Raw genomic sequence first — 19,456 nt, forward strand, 5'->3', positions numbered from 1 at the left:
CTTAGCCCGAGAACATGTGCTTAGAATGACACTGGATAAGGTGGTAACTCACCAGATGCATATTTTTCTGGTAAATCAGGTGTTGCATTTTCCCAAACTAAAAGCATCGAACGTTTTGTTGAATAGCCTTGATGACGAATATTGGCAGGCATTGCACAGATATCACCTGCTTTCATGAGAATACGTGCAAAAGGTTTTCCATCATTTTTATCAGCAATATCCCATGTAATTTCATCAGAAATTTGCATAAACCATTCCACACGGTCATTGCCATGGAAAATCGGTAAAATATATTCTTCTGTGGTTGGACAGAATAAGCTCGCCTTACAAACTGAAGTCACTGACGGATTCCACGTCACATCTGAACGAGACATATATTTAAACAAATTAAATGCGCTGAGTTCACCTTCAAATCCAGGCTCACAATGCACTAAAGGCTCGTCTTGATCTACATCTGCAAACTGGCGATTGACTGGTAAATCATCACGTAATGGCGAATCTCCTGTCATACCTGGCATGCGTTTGGTTGCAATACGATAACGATCAATCGCTTCAATATTTTCACCATTTTTTCGACCGAACGCGCTACCAGTTTCTTCCGGTGCTGCAAATGGATCAAAGTCTGCATTTACCCAATCATGTAAAATGGCTTTAAATGTTGCCATGATTTTTGGTGTTTCAAAATTTTCAACGTAGTCCACACCAACAGCATTGAGTACACCATTAAATGTACCGGCATACATATCGACGCTACCGTAGTGATTTTGAGTTCCAATCACATGATCGAAGTTGACCCAACCGTAGAAGAACCCCCAAGCAACATCACGCATAACTGCTCTTAAAAATGCATCGACAGACATTAAGTGTGAGTGCTCACTCCCTTTTGCAGTCCATGTAATCTTGGCAAAATACTCATCACGACTAAGCATGAAATTGCCAAGTTTAAATGTGATATACCCTGTAGTTTCATTTTTCCCAATGATTTCAACTTGCTCACTTGCAAATGTATTTTGTGCAGAGTTCATCCCTAATCTCCTATTACTTCAAACAAATTTCTGACCATTTCTCGACAGAAAGTGGTCCTTTAATTGTGTGTAAAATCAGCGTTGCTGGCTTTTGACTATTGAAACGATAGGCTGTGCCGACAGGCAGAATGGCTTGATGGCCTTTTTTTAGTACCACATAACCCATGGGTTTACCTTTCGGTTGATCACCTGCAGCCTGAGTCCCTTCGATTGAAGTATCTATTGCTTGTTCCAGTTTTAAAAATTCAACACGAACCTCACAATCCATTGAAATGACAAATTCATCGTGTGCACAACAGAACCACTCTGAAGTACCTTCTGCACGAATTGATTCGATCACATATTTTTGATTAATCCCTACAACCGTTTTTTCATAAGGCTCCGCTAGACTCGCAACTTCAAACACATTAGAAAATACATAATGTGATGGTTTGCCTTGAATCATTTCAATTGAACCTTTTTCGAAATTATCTATACTTCCGAATTTTGTTGTATATGTATTCATCCTATTTCCTCAATCGTCCTCATGACACAATTAAAAATTAAGTCATACCACAGTCGATAACAATGGACGTTTTATCGACAAGACTGTTCGGTCTAATCGAACAAAAAAGTCCAAAAAAGCAAATTATACTTTTTGTCAACTCGCAGGAATCGCGAGTTAAACACTTCGCGAATGACAAGGAATACAAAATGCAAAAACAATGGGACACGTCTTACGAATGGAAGATCGTACTTTTACTCACACTCGGATTTGGTTTAGTCGGATTAGATCGCTGGATCATTGCCCCTCTTCTTCCGTCCATCATGAAAGATCTTTCTTTAAACTATCAAGATGTCGGTTTAATTTTTGGTGCTCTAGGTGTTACTTGGGGTGTTTTCGCAATCTTTGCTGGTCGGCTTTCAGATAAAATTGGTCATCGTAAAATCCTCATTCTTTCTTTGGTTGTTTTCTCACTCGCATCTGGCTTTTCTGGTGCTGCCATGGGGCTAACCAGTTTGATTCTTATACGTGCGCTCATGGGTGTTTCAGAAGGTGCCTTTTGTCCGACCAGTTTTGCAGCAACTGCTGTAGCAGCAAAACCATCACGTAGAGGAATGTTACAAGGACTACAACAGAGTGGATTTGCTTTATTTGGTTTAGGATTAGGACCCATCATTGCGACGCAATTAATGCTTGTTCTTCCTTCATGGCGTGAAGTTTTCTGGGTCGTGGCTATTCCTGGTTTTATTCTTGCAGTATTTCTCTTTTTTGTTTTACGTGAACCTGAACAAACGCAAGGTGGACAATTACTTATTTTAGAGAAACAAACTCAGAATCAAGAAAAAGTGAATTGGATTGCTGTATTAAAAAACCGTAATATTTTACTCAGTATGATTGGATTATTTTGCACAATGTCTTGTGTATTTGTCATCAGTGCAATGCTACCACTTTATCTAGAGAATCACCTTAAATTGAATGTACAGGACATGGGAATCATTGTATCTGCAATTGGTTTTGGTGGCTTTTTAGGACAATTCTTGATCCCATCATTCTCTGACTGGATTGGCCGTCGTGCAGCATCAATCTTAAGTTTCATTGGCTCAACCATCTTTATTCTTTTATTCTCAAATGCAGCACCTTCGTTACTTGGTCTATTCAGTTTATTATTTATCTTGTCTTTTTTCAGTTTAGGATTGATTGCACTTCTTTCTGGACCGATTGCGGCAGAATCTGCGCCCGCGGGTTTAGTTGCATCTTCAATCGGCTTAGTCGTCGGTGCTGGAGAAATATTTGGTGGAGGTATTGCGCCAGTCCTATCGGGAATAGTCGCAGAACGTTATGGTATTCAAAATATTTTTTATTTGAGCTTAGTCGGTACAAGTATTGGTGTAGTCATCAGTTTCTTTATTAAAGAAACAGCTCCTCGTAAAATACAGCGTATTGAATGATTTGAAATTAAACTCCCCATAGTAGTGAACTTGAACTGATAAGAAAGTATCTACTAGTGAGTATTGCCAGTTAATTAAGCTAAATTATTGGATAAAAATTCATAAAACACCCTCCTTTAAAAAAGGAGGGCTGATAATGCTTCAAAATTCTTTACTAAGCCACCTTGATTCATAGTGGGTGATTTTGCGTTCCTATCATATTAAATTATTTATCTTTTAAATATATTTACACCTTTTATTTTTATATTTTCTTTCCTCTTTAAATAAGGAGAGCAACAACTTTGTTTTATATACAATCAATTAGTTTTAGGCAATTTAGTTCCCTATTAAAATTTCGTTGGGTATAAAAAATTAGAAGCTATACTAGATTAACAAGGTGCTAATCTATGAAAATAAAGCGAACCAATTGTAAATTAAACAAGAAAACTCAATTAAAATTTCGAGTATTTTCGTGCTCGATCTGACTGCAAGAGCAGCTGCTGATTTATTAGAAATTCATCATAATTCGGCTACGCTGTTCATTACTAAAATTCGTAAAATTATTGCTTATTATTTAGAGATAAAAGCTCTCGAAATATTTGATGGTGAGATTAAGTTAGATGAAAGCTATTTTGGCTGCACTTCTAAGGGTAAGCCTTGTCGTGGTGCCACGAATAAAATGATAGTTTTTGGATTATTAAAGCGTAATGGCGTGGCCTATACCGTTGTTATTCGAGATACTAAATCAAGTACCTTAATGTCTGTAATTGCAAAGAAAATAACACCTGATAGCATCGTCTATACTGATCAATGGCGTAGTTACAATGCTCTAGATGATGCGGGGTTCTGCCATCATAGAATTAATTGTTCTAATCGCTTTGCAAATGGGAAAAATCATATTAATGGAATCGAAAATTTTTGGAATCAAGCGAAAAGAATACTGCGAAAATATAATAGTATTCCGAAAGAATCATTTCCCTTGTTTTTGAAAAAATGCTAGTTTTTAGAATAAAGAATTTATTTAAAATAATTCATAGCTTTCCTTATTATTAAGCCATGATTTTAAAGGAGTTTAATGAATGACATTGACAAATAATCAGTTTTTTTATTTATCCATTTTCTTTATTCTTATCATTTATTTAACTATTGAGAATGTACATGCTGAAGGGAATTGTCCTGCAGGCTATTATCCAATAGGTGGGCAAGGTGCTCAAGGTTGCGCACCTATTCCAGGTGGAGGAAGTGGTGGATATACGAATCAAAATCCAACTTTGTACCCTATGATTGAAACATTATGGGGTGCAATTGCAGAAGATAAAAGTAAAGGCTTAAAAGGGCGTCCAATTGGTTTTACAAGAAATTTTAAATCTAAAGATGAGGCACAAACAAAAGCATTAAAAGCGTGTCAACAGGATGGCGGACAAAAATGTGAAGTATCTAAAACATATTCTAATCGCTGTGTTGCTATAGCTGATCCAATTAATGATGGTCAAAAATCAAAAATTTTACTTGATTTTTCAGAGGATGGGGCTAAAAAAGGTGCATTAGTGTTTTGTTTAAGTGAAAATTTACAGCCTTGTCGTATTGTATATTCTGGTTGTAGTCTCGGATACTAGCACTAACAAAAACATAATTTACTGGTTCACACCGCAAATGATGATTTTGCCTTTATTAATCTGCATAAAGGTAAAACAACAGTATGCCAGAAACACTACTTGGACTTTTAAAACACGACAATTTTTTTGTTGCAGGATCTATTTTCAGTAATTTGGCTTATTAACTCGAATTATGGGTATTGCGCTCTATATGTAACTAAAAAATAAATGATAATTGATTTATTCCATTTCTTGATTTCAACGTATTCGTCATGTTTGTCCGATGTATCATTAAGATGATTAAAATATGAGCTATACCCAATTTCCATAAAGAAAATCAATAAGTAATACATTTTGAAATACAAGTTCCAAAAAGGAACTTTATTGGATATTATAAACTTTGAAAAATATTGGATAACCAAAATGAAAAAAATTGCTCACCAAATTCTACGAAAGCCATTTTTTGGAAGATTCGAAGTACCTTGGATTTGGCCTCAAGCTATTTCTAAAGAAGACTGGGAGGCTGTCACTATTCCCTTAACTGACCAGCAAACACTCGCTGGTTATTGGAAAAGTGCACCAGCGGCAAAAGCAACTTTAGTACTTGCTCATCCAATGGGAAAAGCGGCTAAAGCATTTTGGCTCCGTTACGGACATGCGGATCTATTTTTAAAAAATGGCTATAACGTACTTATTTATGATGCTAATGGTTTTGGAGAAAGTGAAGGATTCTCATTTGACTATCCCAATGATGTATATCATGCAGGGATATATGCTCAAAAGCGGACACCCGAATTAAATGTAGGTTTAATTGGTGCGTCATTTGGTGCGGCTTGGGGATTATGCTCATTAGCAAAAGATGGACACCCATATAAAATTGCAGTATTTGAAGGCGCATTTCCGACATTACCAGAGTTTTGGAAACATTATCCAGTCGCTCATGCAATGCTCAAGGTATCAAATACACTGCTACCTAAGCTTAATCAGGAACTCAATCCGTTAGCAAAATCTACACAGGTAAAATATCAACCCCCCATCTTATTAATGTATGGAGAAAAAGATATTTATACTCCACCCGAGTTTGGCCACCGGCTTAAAGTAGGGCTCGACCATGTAACAAAAGTAGAAATTAAAATCTTCGCGGATGCAGAACATACTTATATTTACCGAGATTTTCCTGAACAATATTCAGAATGCGTAATACCCTTTTTAAAGCAGCATTTTGCTTAGAAACGGTTTTGTTGCACAAACCTATCTCTAAAGGCTTATTCAGCACGATGATTCTTATATGAATAAGCCTGCAGCTAAAATCTATGAAAAAATATTTTGTCCAGTTTGGAACGGCTCTGGATGCCGCTATTCGCTGAGATCACGATCAATACAATAGCAGCCAAATGTTGTGTAGCACCGTCAATGGACTTGAGTAGTCATCAGCTAAAATTTCGAATAGTGCCAAAATTTTGCCAAAGAAAAAGGGAATCAAACTATTCATTTGATTCCCTTTAAGATATTTGGCGGAAGCGGTGACAGTCAAACTAAAAACCCAAGTTACTGTATATAAATAAACTTTATTTAAATTTTTACTACAAAAAATTCTTTGTTTCTAGTTGTTTCAACATCACATTCCAATCAACTATACCTTTTTGGAGTTCGATTCCCATTTTGTATAAAATTAGTTTTCGAATTATAGTAAATGAACTAAGTTAAAAATTTAAACAACTCAGTACCCATACGTCAATAACTTAGCCCTCTCCTAAACCAATATTCCAATAATGCAACATTAAATTATTAATAACGCTTTCCTCATGAGAATCTAAACCCATTGTTTCTCTAGCGTAATTTAACGCTGTTGTGAAACTTTCAATTGAATCATCCCTCTTCCCTAATGTAGCCAGACCTACTCCTGCATTGGTTAAGAAAATAATTTTGTAATAAGGTGATAGCTTATTATCCTCGCCTATTGTTTTATACTTTTGAATAATTTCTTCTGAAACTTCTTGATCAAGCTGTTCATCGTGATCCTGTTCAACTTGGTAATGAATATTTTTTAGATCATGATTTTTAAAGCTATCAATTTTCTTAGCAAAAGTTCCTAATTTGTTAATTAGTTTTTCAGTATCATTTATATTATTTTCTCTTAAAACTTTTGCGTGGGTGACAATATCTCCATATTGAACAATTTTATCTTCTGCAATATCACTAATTCTCTTTAAATTCTGATATTCAATATTATTACTAAATTGCAACTTACTAAAGCTTTCACTTAACTCATTTTTTATATCATTTAATGCAAATTGAGTTTTTAACTTTACCTCATCAGCAAAGAATGATTCATCTTTAAGAGATAGATTCACATCTTTTAAATTTTCTTCAATTTCTTCAATTAAAGTTGAGTCAAATTGATTGGTTAATTCAGCTATATTTGAATTATCACTAGGATCAAATGCATCAAAAAGAACATCTATGCTTTCTGCTAATTCAAGATTCCTATATGAATTAAATCTTTTCAATTCATCTTCATCTTGTTGTTTAAAATCATCAAAAGTTCCATTATAGAGTGAATAATCTAAACGGGCATGAGGACCATACACATCATCAATAATTCCTTTAAAATTATCGCCAGTATAATTTAACTTAAGTTCTTTTTTTATTTTTTTAATAAGTTCTTCATACAGATTACCATTGTGTTCAATATAGAAATCTTCAATAGCAGACTTTTCACCACCAAATAATCTGATATCAGGCTTAATATAGAATGACCTAGAATCCAAAGAAACTTTTAATTCTGCTTCAATTTTTTCAATTCTAATAACCCAATCTAAACCTTGACCTATACCCGCAATAACATCACCAATACGCTTAATAACTGATTCAGAAATTTCTTGAGATGCATCAAGCATGGCCTGAACAAGATCTAGCATAGCAAGAGTGGCTTCTAAAAGTCCGATTTGCCCCAATCTGTATGCTAGTAAAACGGCAATATCAACACCAACTGATGCTATGCGTATACCTAGCTCTATATATTTATAAGCTTTATACCACGGATATGATATTTTCTTTAAAGATGCCAAATCACGATATTTAACATCCAATTTATTTGAAGTTTCTTTAATATTTTTCGTGTATTTCTCCAACTCAGTTTTAACTAATTCAACTTTAGCTTTAGCTTCGTTTGTTCGACGATTTAAAGAATCTGAAATATTATAAAGTTCTTGTTTTATAATCGAAGTTATATCCGAAAAGCCTGATGATACAAACTTAAGCTGAAGCTCAATGTTTGCATTTTCAAATTTACCAAATGAACTTGAGACATATATAGAAGTTTTAAACCCCATGACTTCATGATACAACAGAAAAGAAATATGATTATTTTCCATCAATATTCGTGTTGCAAAATTAAGTAAACCATTCAAAACAACTAATTTAGCAGATAAGTAAAAATGCCGATTCTTATCATACGTTGATAAAGACAGAATTGGCCCTTTTCTATCATCCTCCATTCTTGATAATTTAATAAGATTCCCACTGCCTAGAGGTAGCTGAATTGATTTATCCATTTCGTAGTATAAAAACATACCCTCTTTAGGGTTTGCAGAAAAATTAACAACTTGTGAAACACCAAGAAAATTTAAATTACCTGAAAAAGCGAAACCTGCTTCAAATGTTGCTTCATTCAAACTAATCCCATTAGCACTGGTGCATGCATAAAGTGAAACATATTTGGACAATTTATACTTTCCAATTGCACTTCCTTCTGTATTTTTTGAGAAGAAGTACATTCTGAATTTATTTTTATTTTCAAGAATATAATTACCTTTCTCGATCCATCCATAAGTATTATGATCAATTAAATCCAAATCATTAGATTTAGTATCAGGATCATGAGAAATAACTATTTCTTTTAACTTTGTAACATCCGTATTTTCTTCAAGTTCGTTTGCAAACTCCAACGATTCAATGCTGATAGATTCAATAATTCCTTTTATTCCATCATTCCCCTTAAGATCTAGAACACTATAAACAATATCTGAAAGCCTAATTTCATTGAAATTTACTGCAAGTAATTGTTCATTTGGGATATTAGGACTAAAGTATATTGCTGTACTACCACTAAATTTTTTTCCACTATCAGCCGTATAGCTTAATTTGCCAATAAATCCAACAGCAAAAGCAGGTGGAGTATAAGTTTGATTTAAACTAATAAAGAACTGATCTAGCCCAAGTCCTTTAACACCAAATATATTTTCAATTTGACCTACTGTACCGCCATAGAAAGATACGCCTTTAGAACTAACAGCAAGACCACCTTGAGCACTAAATGTATTATCAAAAGCTTTTACTTCTAACAGTTTTGTCGATATTGATATTTCAGGTGCTTTTCCAATATTAAAATCTAGTACATTATCCGTGATGCTTATAACCTCACCTAGCGAAAAATTCTCTATTTGCGAATGAAGTTTGAAACCCTCATTATCAATTGTAATTTCTAACGCATTAATATCTAATTTAAAATGTTTCGATAACTCAGGATTTCTTAAAAAATAATCTATTACATCTGATAAATTAAGCTTTTTAATTGAAATTTTTATAATATTATCTTTAGCACTACGACCAATAGTTTGAGTGAATTCTGTATTTACACCTAAAAATATAACATACCCACTATATTTAACTTTAGATTCTTCATCGACTTCGAAAGTTGTAATTTTAAATGTTAGTGTCGTTGAAAGAATATTTCGAGAAAATCCAACAACTAGCTCTGTATACAATAAAAAAGGATTAAATTTAATAGATAATTTTTTTATTTCAGCTGAAAAGTATTCAGTTGGTGGTTCAATATTTACTAATTTTGTAATATTAAGTACATCAAAATCGTATAAATCCAAACCAATACTAAATTTTTTAATTTCAGAATTATAATTTGCTGTTAAGAAAATATTATTCTCATCAATATCATCTGCTTCTCTTTTATCTGTATCAAACATAGCCCCTAAGATTAACTCTACTTCTGTAGAATTTTCATACTTTTCAATACTCAATTCAATTTTCGAAACTGTTAATGAAACACTTTTGCCTTTTGCAAGAGATTGTTCAAATGTAAAAAGTGTATCAAGCTCAATATGTAGTGAGTATTTGCTTTCACTTAAATTTGCTGAAAAACTCAAATCAGATATTGATAAATCTAGAACAGTCTGAGGTATAAATTCAAGCCCATTAATTCCAAAGCCCATTGAATCCAAGATATACCTTAGAGAAATAGATTTACCTGAAAGATCTACATTTTGAAGTAATGCGCCTGAAATAATAGTGCTCTTTTGACCGTAAAATACACTTAAATCTAATATTATGTCTTTACCTTTAATCAAATCAACATAAAAGCCTATTTCAAACTTTTCGAGTCTACCATAATTACCCCAATTATTTTGCAAAGACATTTTTTTTAAATTTATTCTATCTAACTCTAATGATTTACACCAATTTTCTATTTTTTTGTTATCGAAATTCGGAATTATAGAAACTAAGTTTGCCAAATTAATATTATCTTTTATATCAATTTTTAAATCTGTAGTTGGCAAATTCAATAAACTCATACTTGCTTGTAATTCTTTTTCTTCCCCAAGATCATTTTTTATTTTAATGGTGGTGTGTAGCAATATATCATTAAATGATAATGGAGATTCATTTCCACCACTAAATAAAGAATAAAGCTTAAGAAAACCACTATTTATTTTTATTTTTTCATTTATTTCAATATCACTAGCAATTTGTAAAGATATGTCTACAAATGTATTATTTTTAAATTCGTAATTATGGCTAATAGACATTTCATCAATTACAATAAAACCATTTATTAATTTTAAAAAATCAAAATAATAATAATTTTCGAAATTTAAAAAATTAAAAACGTCTCTTAAATCTAAATCTGCGCCATCTATAACTTTTTTTGATGCAGATGAAACTGATGCTTTATATGTAGCTTTCAACTCATTTTTTAAAATAGCACCTTTTAGCTCAAACTTTTCTTGAATGCTTCCAATATCAAAATTTTCAATATCACATGTAAATCCTAAAGAATCACCATTATCAACAATATGACAATTATCTAGTTTAGATGAAAATGGATACTCAAGTGGTAAGTTGGGGATATTGCAAGTAGATTTTGTAGGATCATAATCAGTTTTAACACTTTCATCCAAACACCTTATAAAATTCCATAACGCAGTTTTGTTATCACTATAATCTGACCTAAAACTAAAATTAGAAACACCCTCTTTATATATATAAATATTCCCTACTGATTTCCCTGAATTATAATTAGTAACAGATGCTTTAATTGTATTTAATTGCCCATTCTTCGTATTTGTTGGCTCTTGTACAATATGACCACTATTTAAAATAAGTAAGTCACAAATGTTTGGAATTTTAGACTCTTTTTTAATTTTACTTGTTGAAATCATGACGAAGTTATTATTGGCTAATCTCTGCATTACATCTCCATGTGGGTGTCCATGACGATTCCCATGAGATAATATTGCTAGACCTGTTTTTAATCTATTATCTTTAGTTCTTGGTTTAATACTTGCCAAGAAGTCATTAGATGAAGAACCATTAGATCCATGATGACTCACTTTTAGGCTATCAATAAATGGGTATGGATCAGAACTATTTGCTAATTTTTTTTCTTGTAATTCAGTAAGATCACCTCCTGTATAGTATATAAATCCTGTTTTATTATCTTTAACTAATATCCCAATACTTGATTGATTTTTTTCTGTATGATCTAAAACGACACTACCACTAAAAGAAACTACCTTAGCATTTTTTGCGTATATATTTATTTCTATATCCTTGTTTTTCTTGTCTTTTAAAATAGAATAAATAGTATTTTCAGGGAAATTATTTTTCGAAATATCAAATTTAGAAACTAAATTAGAATTGAAGTGCTTATTTGCATAAAATATATCACACTTATATTTTGAATTTTCTAATGGTCCGAATACCTGTTCAAGTTCTAATTTATAATTTTGGTTTGATATCACTTCACTTAATCCTTGATGATGATCCGCATCCCAATGGGTTATAATAAGTGTATTAACTTGATAATATTCATCCGTAGCAGACATTGCATTAGTTTTTTTAAAGTTTTCTTGATGATATTCAACTATTTTATTAAAACTTCCTTTATTTCCAACATCAATTAAAATTAATTGAACAACCTCATTTCGACTATTAAATATCTCTATAAATTGACTATCACCCTGTCCTACATTTAATGTATGTATTCTTAAACCTAAATCATTACTCATAACCCACCCCTAGATAAAATTATATTGAAGAAATATTCTCACTAAAATCAACAAAAAATCGATTAAAAAACACCCTTCTCAAGAATATATTTTTAAATTTTCTACTCTGCAATACCTGAAATTAGTTATTTCTTATTTAGAGGCTTAGGGGCTTTGTTGCATAAAGTCTTTAAAAATAACGTTCTCCTAAGTACCTCAAATTTTATTTAGCATTGGTGCAAGGTCTTGTTCCTCAGTCACCGCAGCAAAATTCCCACCCAGTGGATTAGGTAATTCAATATCTTCGATTGGATTGAATCACCTTCTTTTTACGCGCTGATTTAAAGATTTGATTCAAATCTGACGTTTGGCGACAGACAATGCTTCACGGTCAATAATGCGCTGAAAGACTTTTGCTTCTAATACTTCTACAGTGATTTGTGGGAAGCTCATATCACCTATATAGGGATAAGCATCGTGATTTAAACGGCGAAGGGTCTCTTCATCTTGCTTGCCTTCCAATTCTCGTTTTTTAAGCCACTCTGCACTGACTACAAGAAAGGTATGCTCTGCTTCGATTCTTGGTTTCTAAGCGTACTGTTGCTGGATTAATTCCCTGCTTGAATAACTTTTTATAATCGTCACGAACTGTACGTGCTTCTTCCAAGGTAACTTTAGGATATGTGCCGAGCGATAAATCATTGCATTTACCAACATAAGGACGAGTATAGTTAAATCTCCAGTATTTGCTACCACTGGAATCAATACGTAAGTAAAGATTACCTCCATCGGGAAGCTTATACATTTTATCAGGATTTGCTTTTGCTTATTTTACCTGTAAAGCAGTCAGTTTATTGATTCCACGAGCAGCCATAACGTATAAACCAAAAAAAATGCAGTAAGAGATTATCTTACTGCATTTTTTACTACTTTAGAACCGCTCATTGACGTACTGTGTCATAGCTTACTATGTCATTTGTTTCCAACTTTAACCTTATAAGTAAATACTTATATAGTGTTAAACAGTGTCGGAAACTTCAATGTGGCGGAAGCGGTGAGATTCGAACTCACGGAGGACTCACACCCTCGTCGGTTTTCAAGACCGGTGCATTAAACCGCTCTGCCACGCTTCCATGTGCGCAAGAATACTAAGCTTTTCCAACTCTGACAAGAAAAAAATAGACTTAAACCATTCAAATGCATATTGTTTCATCAAAATAGATGATTTTGATTAAAGTTTAGCTGCTATTTCAGCACCTTCACGAATCGCACGCTTTGCATCAAGCTCACCAGCCAATTTTGCACCACCAATAATATGGTAATTTGCTAGAGTTGACTCACCCTCTTGAGGCATTAAATCCTTAACGGATTCCTGACCTGCACACACCACAATCGTATCGACTCGTAATAATTGATCATGACCATTGCTTTCAATCCATAATCCTTCATTGGTGACAGACTTGTATTGCACGCCACGCATCATTCTTACCGCATGTTTTTTCAATTGTGCACGGTGTACCCAACCAGAAGTTTTACCTAAACCAATACCAAGAGGTGTGGTTTTACGTTGCATCAAATATATTTGACGAATCGGTTGATCTACTTCAGCAGGAACAAAACCACCTTCAGTCATATAGTTTGGATTTGGGTCTACACCCCACTCGCGTTGCCAATCCGCCAAGGGTTGTGGTTGCTGCTGATGCTCAGGTTTCAATAAATATTCAGATACATCAAAACCAATACCACCAGCACCAACAACAGCGACTCTGTTTCCAACAGGTGCACCACGCAATACTTCCGCATAAGACAATACTTGCGGTGCGTTACTACCCTCAATATTTAGACCCCGTGGAATCACACCTGTTGCGATCACCACATCATCAAAACCTTCACGTTCTAGTTGCTCACGATTCACCTTGGTATTTAAACGTAAGTCCACACCAGTTTTTTCAATCTGAACCTTAAAATAACGTATGGTTTCATGGAATTCTTCTTTACCTGGTACAACTTTAGCAAGGTTAAACTGCCCACCGACCTCAGTAGAGGCTTCAAACAGAGTCACCTGATGTCCACGACTTGCCGCAATAGTAGCTGCTGACATTCCAGCAACACCACCGCCAACAACCGCAATTTTCTTCGGTTTTTTTGTTTTAAGATAAACCAGTTCAGTTTCATGCGCTGCTCGTGGGTTCACCAAACAACTTGCACGCTTATTTTGAAAACTATGATCTAAACAGGCTTGGTTACATGCAATACAAGTATTGATTTCATCAACACGATTGGTTGCGGTTTTACTCACCCAAAAAGCATCTGCCAATAATGGACGCGCCATTTGCACCATATCAGCTTTACCTGCAGCCAAAATTTCCTCAGCAGTATCAGGCATATTAATTCGATTGGAAGCAATGACAGGTACAGCGACATGCTTTTTCACTTCTGCGGTGTAATCTACAAATGCAGCACGCGGTACGGAAGTTACAATTGTGGGTACACGTGCTTCATGCCAACCAATCCCGGTATTGAGTAAAGTAATACCTGCTTTTTCTAAGGCCTGTGCAACAGTGATCACTTCATCCATGGTATTACCGTCATGGACCAAATCGAGCATCGACAAACGGAAGCAAATAATAAATTTTTCACCGACTTTGGCACGAATCGCTTTTACAATTTCGACTGCCAAACGCATACGGTTTTCAATTGGCCCGCCCCAACGGTCTTCACGTTGGTTCACATGGCGACTTAAAAATTGATTCAGCAAATAGCCTTCTGAACCCATAATCTCTACGCCATCATAGCCGGCTTTTTTTGCCAGACTAGCTGTTTCAGCATAATCTTGAATGGTTTCAAGAATCAGTTTGTCACTCATCTGACGTGGTTTAAACATCGAAATCGGTGATTTGATTGGGCTTGAAGATACAACAAACGGTTGATAACCATAACGCCCTGCATGCAGAATTTGCATCAGAATTTTTGCACCATGCTTATGTACAGCATGTGTGACTAAACGGTGTGGTGCAATATCACCTAAAGTATTCATCGTACCACCGGCTGGCAACAACCAACCTTGGCGGTTTGGGGAAATCCCCCCTGTAATAATTAGCCCAACACCACCTTTGGCACGTTCTCCAAAATATGCAGCAAGTTTTGGGTAGTTATAAAAACGATCTTCTAAACCTGTGTGCATTGAACCCATCACGACACGATTTTTAATAGTCGTAAATCCCAGATGGAGTGGTTTTAAGATATTTGCATAGCTATTTGTCATGATGAATCCTTTAAGTTTGGCTTTGCAACTTGTTGCATACTACTTTATCGAGTTTTATTTTTTTTTTGATGACAATTTTTGATATTTTCATCGTATATAGTGTCAATTCTATCTGTCTTACCCACAGCGAGAAGCAACATATCTTGATATGACTCAAAAGAAAAGTGTTATACAGTTTTATAACAATCTTCTGTGTCAATTTTCGTTATTTTGCAATATAACTGCTGAATAAAAGTAAATAAGAAAAGGCATCAACCTTATGAGCCACCCAGTATTTTTAACCAGTTCTACCTTTAGCCATATGCCAAGAGGTAGTCAAAATCAATGGGCAGAGTTTTTTCAAAGCGCATCTTTTGAACTCGAAGCAAATGCATTCATTCCGATTTTATGGTTTATGCTGTTTAAGCAAGAAAATATTTTCTGGACAAGATATATAGATGATCTTGATATCAACGATGAACGCAACCAAGTTGATCTTGAAGAACGCCAAGAGGACTTTGGTGAGAGTCAGTATGCTTATTTAGTTATTGATCAACAGCAAGCACTCGTCAATTTAGCAGCGCGTAAACCCTTATTTATAGAAATTTTTGGTGCAGAAAATAGCTATCATTTTGATGACTTTAAATCTTTAATCGAACAACATTATCCTGAGTACATTTTATTGCGCACCAGTGGTTTGCCCTTGGATTTAAATGATGCTCATTTCTTAACCCAATTGTTACAACACATTGAAAATTCGGCACAAGATCATTCACAACAAATTTCTTTTATTGAAATGCAACGTATCGAGCTTGCTCGTTTTGATGATCATCCCTATTTCTTTTATGGTGTGAATCTACATGACCCTATTCACGATTTAAATACCAAAGAAGACCCGTCCACACCAGATCAAATTGACCCAGCTCCATCTCAACAACCTTCAGCAACTTCAGGGTTGGCGATTTGGATTTGTACAGCGATCGTTACGATCTTAACCATTGCAATTTGGTTTACCACACAATCTGCACTCTACACGGTTGTTACCTTCTTTATCAGTGCTTTTGTACTTGGATTTATTTCCTCCAAATTAGGCGAACAGAAATAAAAAATAGCCATGCTTTTGCATGGCTATTTTCATTAAATAAATCAGTTCATCATCTAGCACTTTTTAAAAAGACTGTTTATCTGATAAACCACCATAAACAAATCAAATTAACATGCCTCAATATCATCACTTCCAGTATTTTAATTTACTGGTCTGCCCAATGCCGACATTAAAGCTATTGGTTGGATCAAGCTTTTGATAATGATTTTTTAAAGTAGGTTTCGCAATATATAAATGCCCTACATTGTGTTCCGCAGGATATTCTGCACCACGGTTATCCAGCAAATGCCACATTTGATGTTCCATCGCCAAAGGATCTACCCCTTTTTTGACTATATAATCTTGATGAAACACATGGCAGAGGAAATGTCCGTAATACAATTTATGGGTAATTAAATCATCCATCTCTTGAGGTAAAGTTTCTACCCATTCACGGTCGTTACGGCGTAAAGCAATATCCAGCGCAACAATATCTTCAACTTCCGAACGATGCGTATCACGATAACGAATTGCTGCACCTGCCACTGCGAAACGATGTAAAAAAGCCTTACGCCCTTCTTCATCCGTACAATGGAAAAAATCACCTGATGTTTTATGTTGAAAATAATCTTTTAAAAAAAGTTCAACTTGCTCAACATCCTGATTTTCGATACGAATCATCAAATGATGTTCATATAAATCACGAAACTCATTCATCCGTTTTGGCAAATGATTGGGCAACAGTTTAGTCACCATCTGCAACACTTTATCAGACAAACTACGTAAGCCAATTTTTTCGAGATATCCATCCACCTTATCTTTTAATGCAAATGCAGCAGGCACTTTTGCCGTACCAAATTTTTCGATAAACATAAAAGTATCTTTGCCATATTCAGCACCAATATCATAGGCAACACGATGAATGTATTCACCCGCAATCGGTAATCTTGGCAAATCTTTGAGTAAGAAACGACGGATTTCCGTCAAATCATCATGTGAGTTGGTCCCCACATAAAATACCTGACTTGGAATTTTTTCAAAGGTGTCTAAACGTACTGCAAAGACACAGACTTTACCTGCAGAACCTGAAGCTTCAAATAAACGTGATGGATCAGCATTGAAGCGTGCAGGCGTATTTTCATCAACCTGTTTAACATCATGTGCATAACGATGGTCAGAAGCACAACAACTCGCATTATTAATAACATCATTGAGTTGATAGTTTTTATTTTCGAGTTTTGTCAAAATTTCTTCAGGTGTGTCACCCAAGTTCACCCCCAAGTGATTGACCAACTCTAACTCACCTGACGCATTGACCTGTGCATAAAGTGCCAGTTCAGTATATGCAGGACCTCGGCGGACCAATGCTCCACCTGAGTTATTACATATTCCACCTAAAACCGATGCACCAATACAAGATGAACCAATCACTGAGTGCGGCTCACGATTATAATGTGCCAACTCTTTTTCAAGACGATCTAAAGTTGCACCAGGTAAGCAAATCACTTGCTGACCTTGGTTAATCACTTGTATACCCGCCAAACGACGTGTACTCATTAAAATAACGGGTCGGTCGTAATCATCACCAAAAGGTGTTGAACCACCCGTAAGGCCAGTATTTGCAGCTTGCATAATCACAATACAGTCTGCATTTACAGCAGCTTGTAGCACTTGCCATTGTTCAAACAAAGTTCCGGGAACCACAACAGCCAGCACTTGCCCTGAGCCATAACGACGCCCCTGACGATACAAGCGGGTAGCATGATCATGAGTTAAAACGTGTTGCTGACCGACGATGTTGATCAATTGCTGAATGGTGTGTTGTGAATCAATATTAGATTGCATTTTCCCTATCCTATTGATGAATCCTTATTCAATCTCATTCAATAAGGCATTCATTCCGACAGCGTTTTTTTCAATATTATTTGTATTGAGGGATCAACGATCAGTTCAAACTACTTTTTTGATGAAAAGTAGCTTGAACCCTGCTCATCCGAAAACTCGTTAAATCACATCTTTTCATTTGATGCTTTGCAAATACATCATGTTATAAGGTCGTTCTGCCTCAAAGCACTACAGATGAAATTTGCATGGACGATATTTGCGTCTATCAAATTGAACACTGTCATTTAGCTTGATGACGTATCAAAAATACATCACGCATCCAATGCTTTGTCTAACTTGACTAAACAATCAGCATTAATGTCTGCAATTGTTTTGGCACCTGTCAAAGTCATTGCGACACGCATTTCTTTGTCAATTAACTCAAGCAGATTAGAAACGCCTGCACCACCTGCTGCCCCTAATGCATAGACAAAAGCACGTCCGAGCATGCAGGTATCTGCACCCAATGCCAACATACGAACCACGTCCAAACCATTACGAATACCAGAGTCAGCAAGGATTTTAATATCCCCTTTGACGGCATCTGCAATTGGCGGAAGCGCACGCGCAGACGATAAGACACCATCTAACTGGCGACCACCATGGTTTGATACAACAATACCATCGGCACCGAAACGTACCGCATCTTTGGCATCTTCAGGATCAAGGATCCCCTTAATCACCATCGGGCCATCCCAAAATTCACGAATCCACTCAAGGTCTTTCCATGAAATAGACGGGTCAAAGTTATTGCCCAACCAACCGATATAATCTTCAAGTCCAGTCGGCTTTCCTAAGTATTTGGAAATATTGCCTAAATCATGTGGACGACCCAGCAAACCGACATTCCAAGCCCAATGCGGATGGAAGCACGACTGCATGTAACGGCGCATCGCTGCATTCGGACCACTCATACCAGAATGTGCATCACGATAGCGCGCACCTGGTACAGGCATATCAACAGTAAACACCAAGGTTGAACAGCCCGCAGCTTTGGCTCGCTCTAAAGCATTTTTCATAAAGCCACGATCACGTAGCACATATAACTGAAACCACATTGGGCGGTTAATTGCTGGTGCAACTTCCTCAATCGGGCAAACAGATACGGTCGATAAGGTAAAAGGAATGCCCTTTTTATCTGCTGCCACGGCAGCTTGAACCTCACCACGGCGTGCATACATCCCTGTTAATCCAACAGGAGACAACGCAACAGGCATAGATAAAGTTTCATCAAACAATTTTGTTTCTAGGCTTAACTGAGACATGTCATTTAAAACACGTTGCCTTAAAGCGATTTTTGATAAATCTTCTACATTTCGTTTTAGTGTATATTCCGCATACGCACCACCATCAATATAATGAAAAAGAAATGGGGGTAAACGACGTCGCGCGGCTTCACGATAGTCATTCGCAGAAGAAATAATCAT

The 19,456-nt window shown here is 35.5% G+C and carries 10 protein-coding genes, 1 tRNA gene and 2 pseudogenes; 5 read left to right on the plus strand and 8 right to left on the minus strand.

Annotated features, from left to right (window positions below):
- Positions 1 to 20 precede the first annotated feature (20 nt).
- Together AC07WY_RS06585 and AC07WY_RS06590 are read right to left on the minus strand one after the other, a co-directional pair.
- On the minus strand, positions 21 to 1,025 hold the full coding sequence (locus AC07WY_RS06585; protein WP_494736015.1) for a hydroxyquinol 1,2-dioxygenase: 1,005 nt from the start codon (positions 1,023 to 1,025) through the stop codon (positions 21 to 23).
- Between the two features lie 13 nt (positions 1,026 to 1,038).
- Positions 1,039 to 1,530 carry a cupin domain-containing protein gene (locus AC07WY_RS06590; RefSeq protein WP_105713660.1) on the minus strand — a complete coding sequence of 164 codons (492 nt, stop codon included), beginning with the start codon at positions 1,528 to 1,530 and terminating at the stop codon, positions 1,039 to 1,041.
- 188 nt (positions 1,531 to 1,718) lie between these two features.
- On the opposite strand from AC07WY_RS06590, the gene AC07WY_RS06595 reads away from it, so the two are divergent.
- The 4 genes and pseudogenes from AC07WY_RS06595 to AC07WY_RS06610 all read left to right on the plus strand — a co-directional run bounded on the left by AC07WY_RS06595 (position 1,719) and on the right by AC07WY_RS06610 (position 5,761).
- Positions 1,719 to 2,957, plus strand: coding sequence for an MFS transporter (locus AC07WY_RS06595; protein WP_004724861.1), 1,239 nt, complete (start codon positions 1,719 to 1,721; stop codon positions 2,955 to 2,957).
- 386 nt (positions 2,958 to 3,343) lie between these two features.
- A pseudogene (locus AC07WY_RS06600) lies at positions 3,344 to 3,933 on the plus strand (IS1595 family transposase); the annotation flags it as partial.
- An 82-nt stretch (positions 3,934 to 4,015) separates the two neighbouring features.
- Positions 4,016 to 4,552: a DUF4189 domain-containing protein gene (locus tag AC07WY_RS06605; RefSeq protein WP_494736016.1), complete on the plus strand. Its 537-nt coding sequence runs from the start codon at positions 4,016 to 4,018 to the stop codon at positions 4,550 to 4,552.
- Positions 4,553 to 4,954: 402 nt separating this feature from the next.
- The gene (locus AC07WY_RS06610) at positions 4,955 to 5,761 is read left to right on the plus strand and encodes an alpha/beta hydrolase (protein ID WP_166782135.1); all 807 of its coding nucleotides are present in this window, start codon (positions 4,955 to 4,957) and stop codon (positions 5,759 to 5,761) included.
- A 512-nt stretch (positions 5,762 to 6,273) separates the two neighbouring features.
- Here AC07WY_RS06610 and AC07WY_RS06615 read toward each other — a convergent pair.
- The 4 genes and pseudogenes from AC07WY_RS06615 to AC07WY_RS06630 all read right to left on the minus strand — a co-directional run bounded on the left by AC07WY_RS06615 (position 6,274) and on the right by AC07WY_RS06630 (position 15,082).
- On the minus strand, positions 6,274 to 11,838 hold the full coding sequence (locus tag AC07WY_RS06615) for a ComEC/Rec2 family competence protein (protein WP_494736017.1): 5,565 nt from the start codon (positions 11,836 to 11,838) through the stop codon (positions 6,274 to 6,276).
- A 198-nt stretch (positions 11,839 to 12,036) separates the two neighbouring features.
- Positions 12,037 to 12,691, minus strand: a pseudogene (locus AC07WY_RS06620) (tyrosine-type recombinase/integrase); the annotation flags it as partial.
- Between the two features lie 169 nt (positions 12,692 to 12,860).
- Positions 12,861 to 12,950 (minus strand) — tRNA-Ser (locus AC07WY_RS06625).
- A 98-nt stretch (positions 12,951 to 13,048) separates the two neighbouring features.
- Positions 13,049 to 15,082, minus strand: coding sequence for an oxidoreductase (locus AC07WY_RS06630; protein WP_494736018.1), 2,034 nt, complete (start codon positions 15,080 to 15,082; stop codon positions 13,049 to 13,051).
- A gap of 259 nt (positions 15,083 to 15,341) precedes the next feature.
- On the opposite strand from AC07WY_RS06630, the gene AC07WY_RS06635 reads away from it, so the two are divergent.
- A complete protein-coding gene (locus AC07WY_RS06635; RefSeq protein ID WP_494736019.1) occupies positions 15,342 to 16,166 on the plus strand; it encodes a hypothetical protein in 825 nt (274 codons plus the stop codon).
- 126 nt (positions 16,167 to 16,292) lie between these two features.
- Here the strand turns inward: AC07WY_RS06635 and dld are convergent, their stop codons facing one another.
- Entirely contained in the window at positions 16,293 to 17,990 is a 1,698-nt protein-coding gene (gene dld / locus AC07WY_RS06640; RefSeq protein WP_494736020.1) for a D-lactate dehydrogenase, read from the minus strand.
- 311 nt (positions 17,991 to 18,301) lie between these two features.
- Positions 18,302 to 19,456, minus strand: a complete 1,155-nt coding sequence (gene lldD / locus AC07WY_RS06645; RefSeq protein WP_004823052.1) for an FMN-dependent L-lactate dehydrogenase LldD — start codon at positions 19,454 to 19,456, stop codon at positions 18,302 to 18,304.

It is taken from the genome of Acinetobacter sp. GW821-FHT01C12 (genome assembly GCF_059422625.1).

Coding starts and splice junctions, on each gene's coding strand:
- AC07WY_RS06615 (WP_494736017.1), bottom strand. CDS start 11,838: ATGAGTAATGATTTAGGTTTAAGAATACATACATTAAATGTAGGACAG.
- dld (WP_494736020.1), bottom strand. CDS start 17,990: ATGCAATCTAATATTGATTCACAACACACCATTCAGCAATTGATCAAC.
- AC07WY_RS06585 (WP_494736015.1), bottom strand. CDS start 1,025: ATGAACTCTGCACAAAATACATTTGCAAGTGAGCAAGTTGAAATCATT.
- AC07WY_RS06635 (WP_494736019.1), top strand. CDS start 15,342: ATGAGCCACCCAGTATTTTTAACCAGTTCTACCTTTAGCCATATGCCA.
- AC07WY_RS06590 (WP_105713660.1), bottom strand. CDS start 1,530: ATGAATACATATACAACAAAATTCGGAAGTATAGATAATTTCGAAAAA.
- lldD (WP_004823052.1), bottom strand. CDS start 19,456: ATGATTATTTCTTCTGCGAATGACTATCGTGAAGCCGCGCGACGTCGT.
- AC07WY_RS06610 (WP_166782135.1), top strand. CDS start 4,955: ATGAAAAAAATTGCTCACCAAATTCTACGAAAGCCATTTTTTGGAAGA.
- AC07WY_RS06630 (WP_494736018.1), bottom strand. CDS start 15,082: ATGACAAATAGCTATGCAAATATCTTAAAACCACTCCATCTGGGATTT.
- AC07WY_RS06605 (WP_494736016.1), top strand. CDS start 4,016: ATGACATTGACAAATAATCAGTTTTTTTATTTATCCATTTTCTTTATT.
- AC07WY_RS06595 (WP_004724861.1), top strand. CDS start 1,719: ATGCAAAAACAATGGGACACGTCTTACGAATGGAAGATCGTACTTTTA.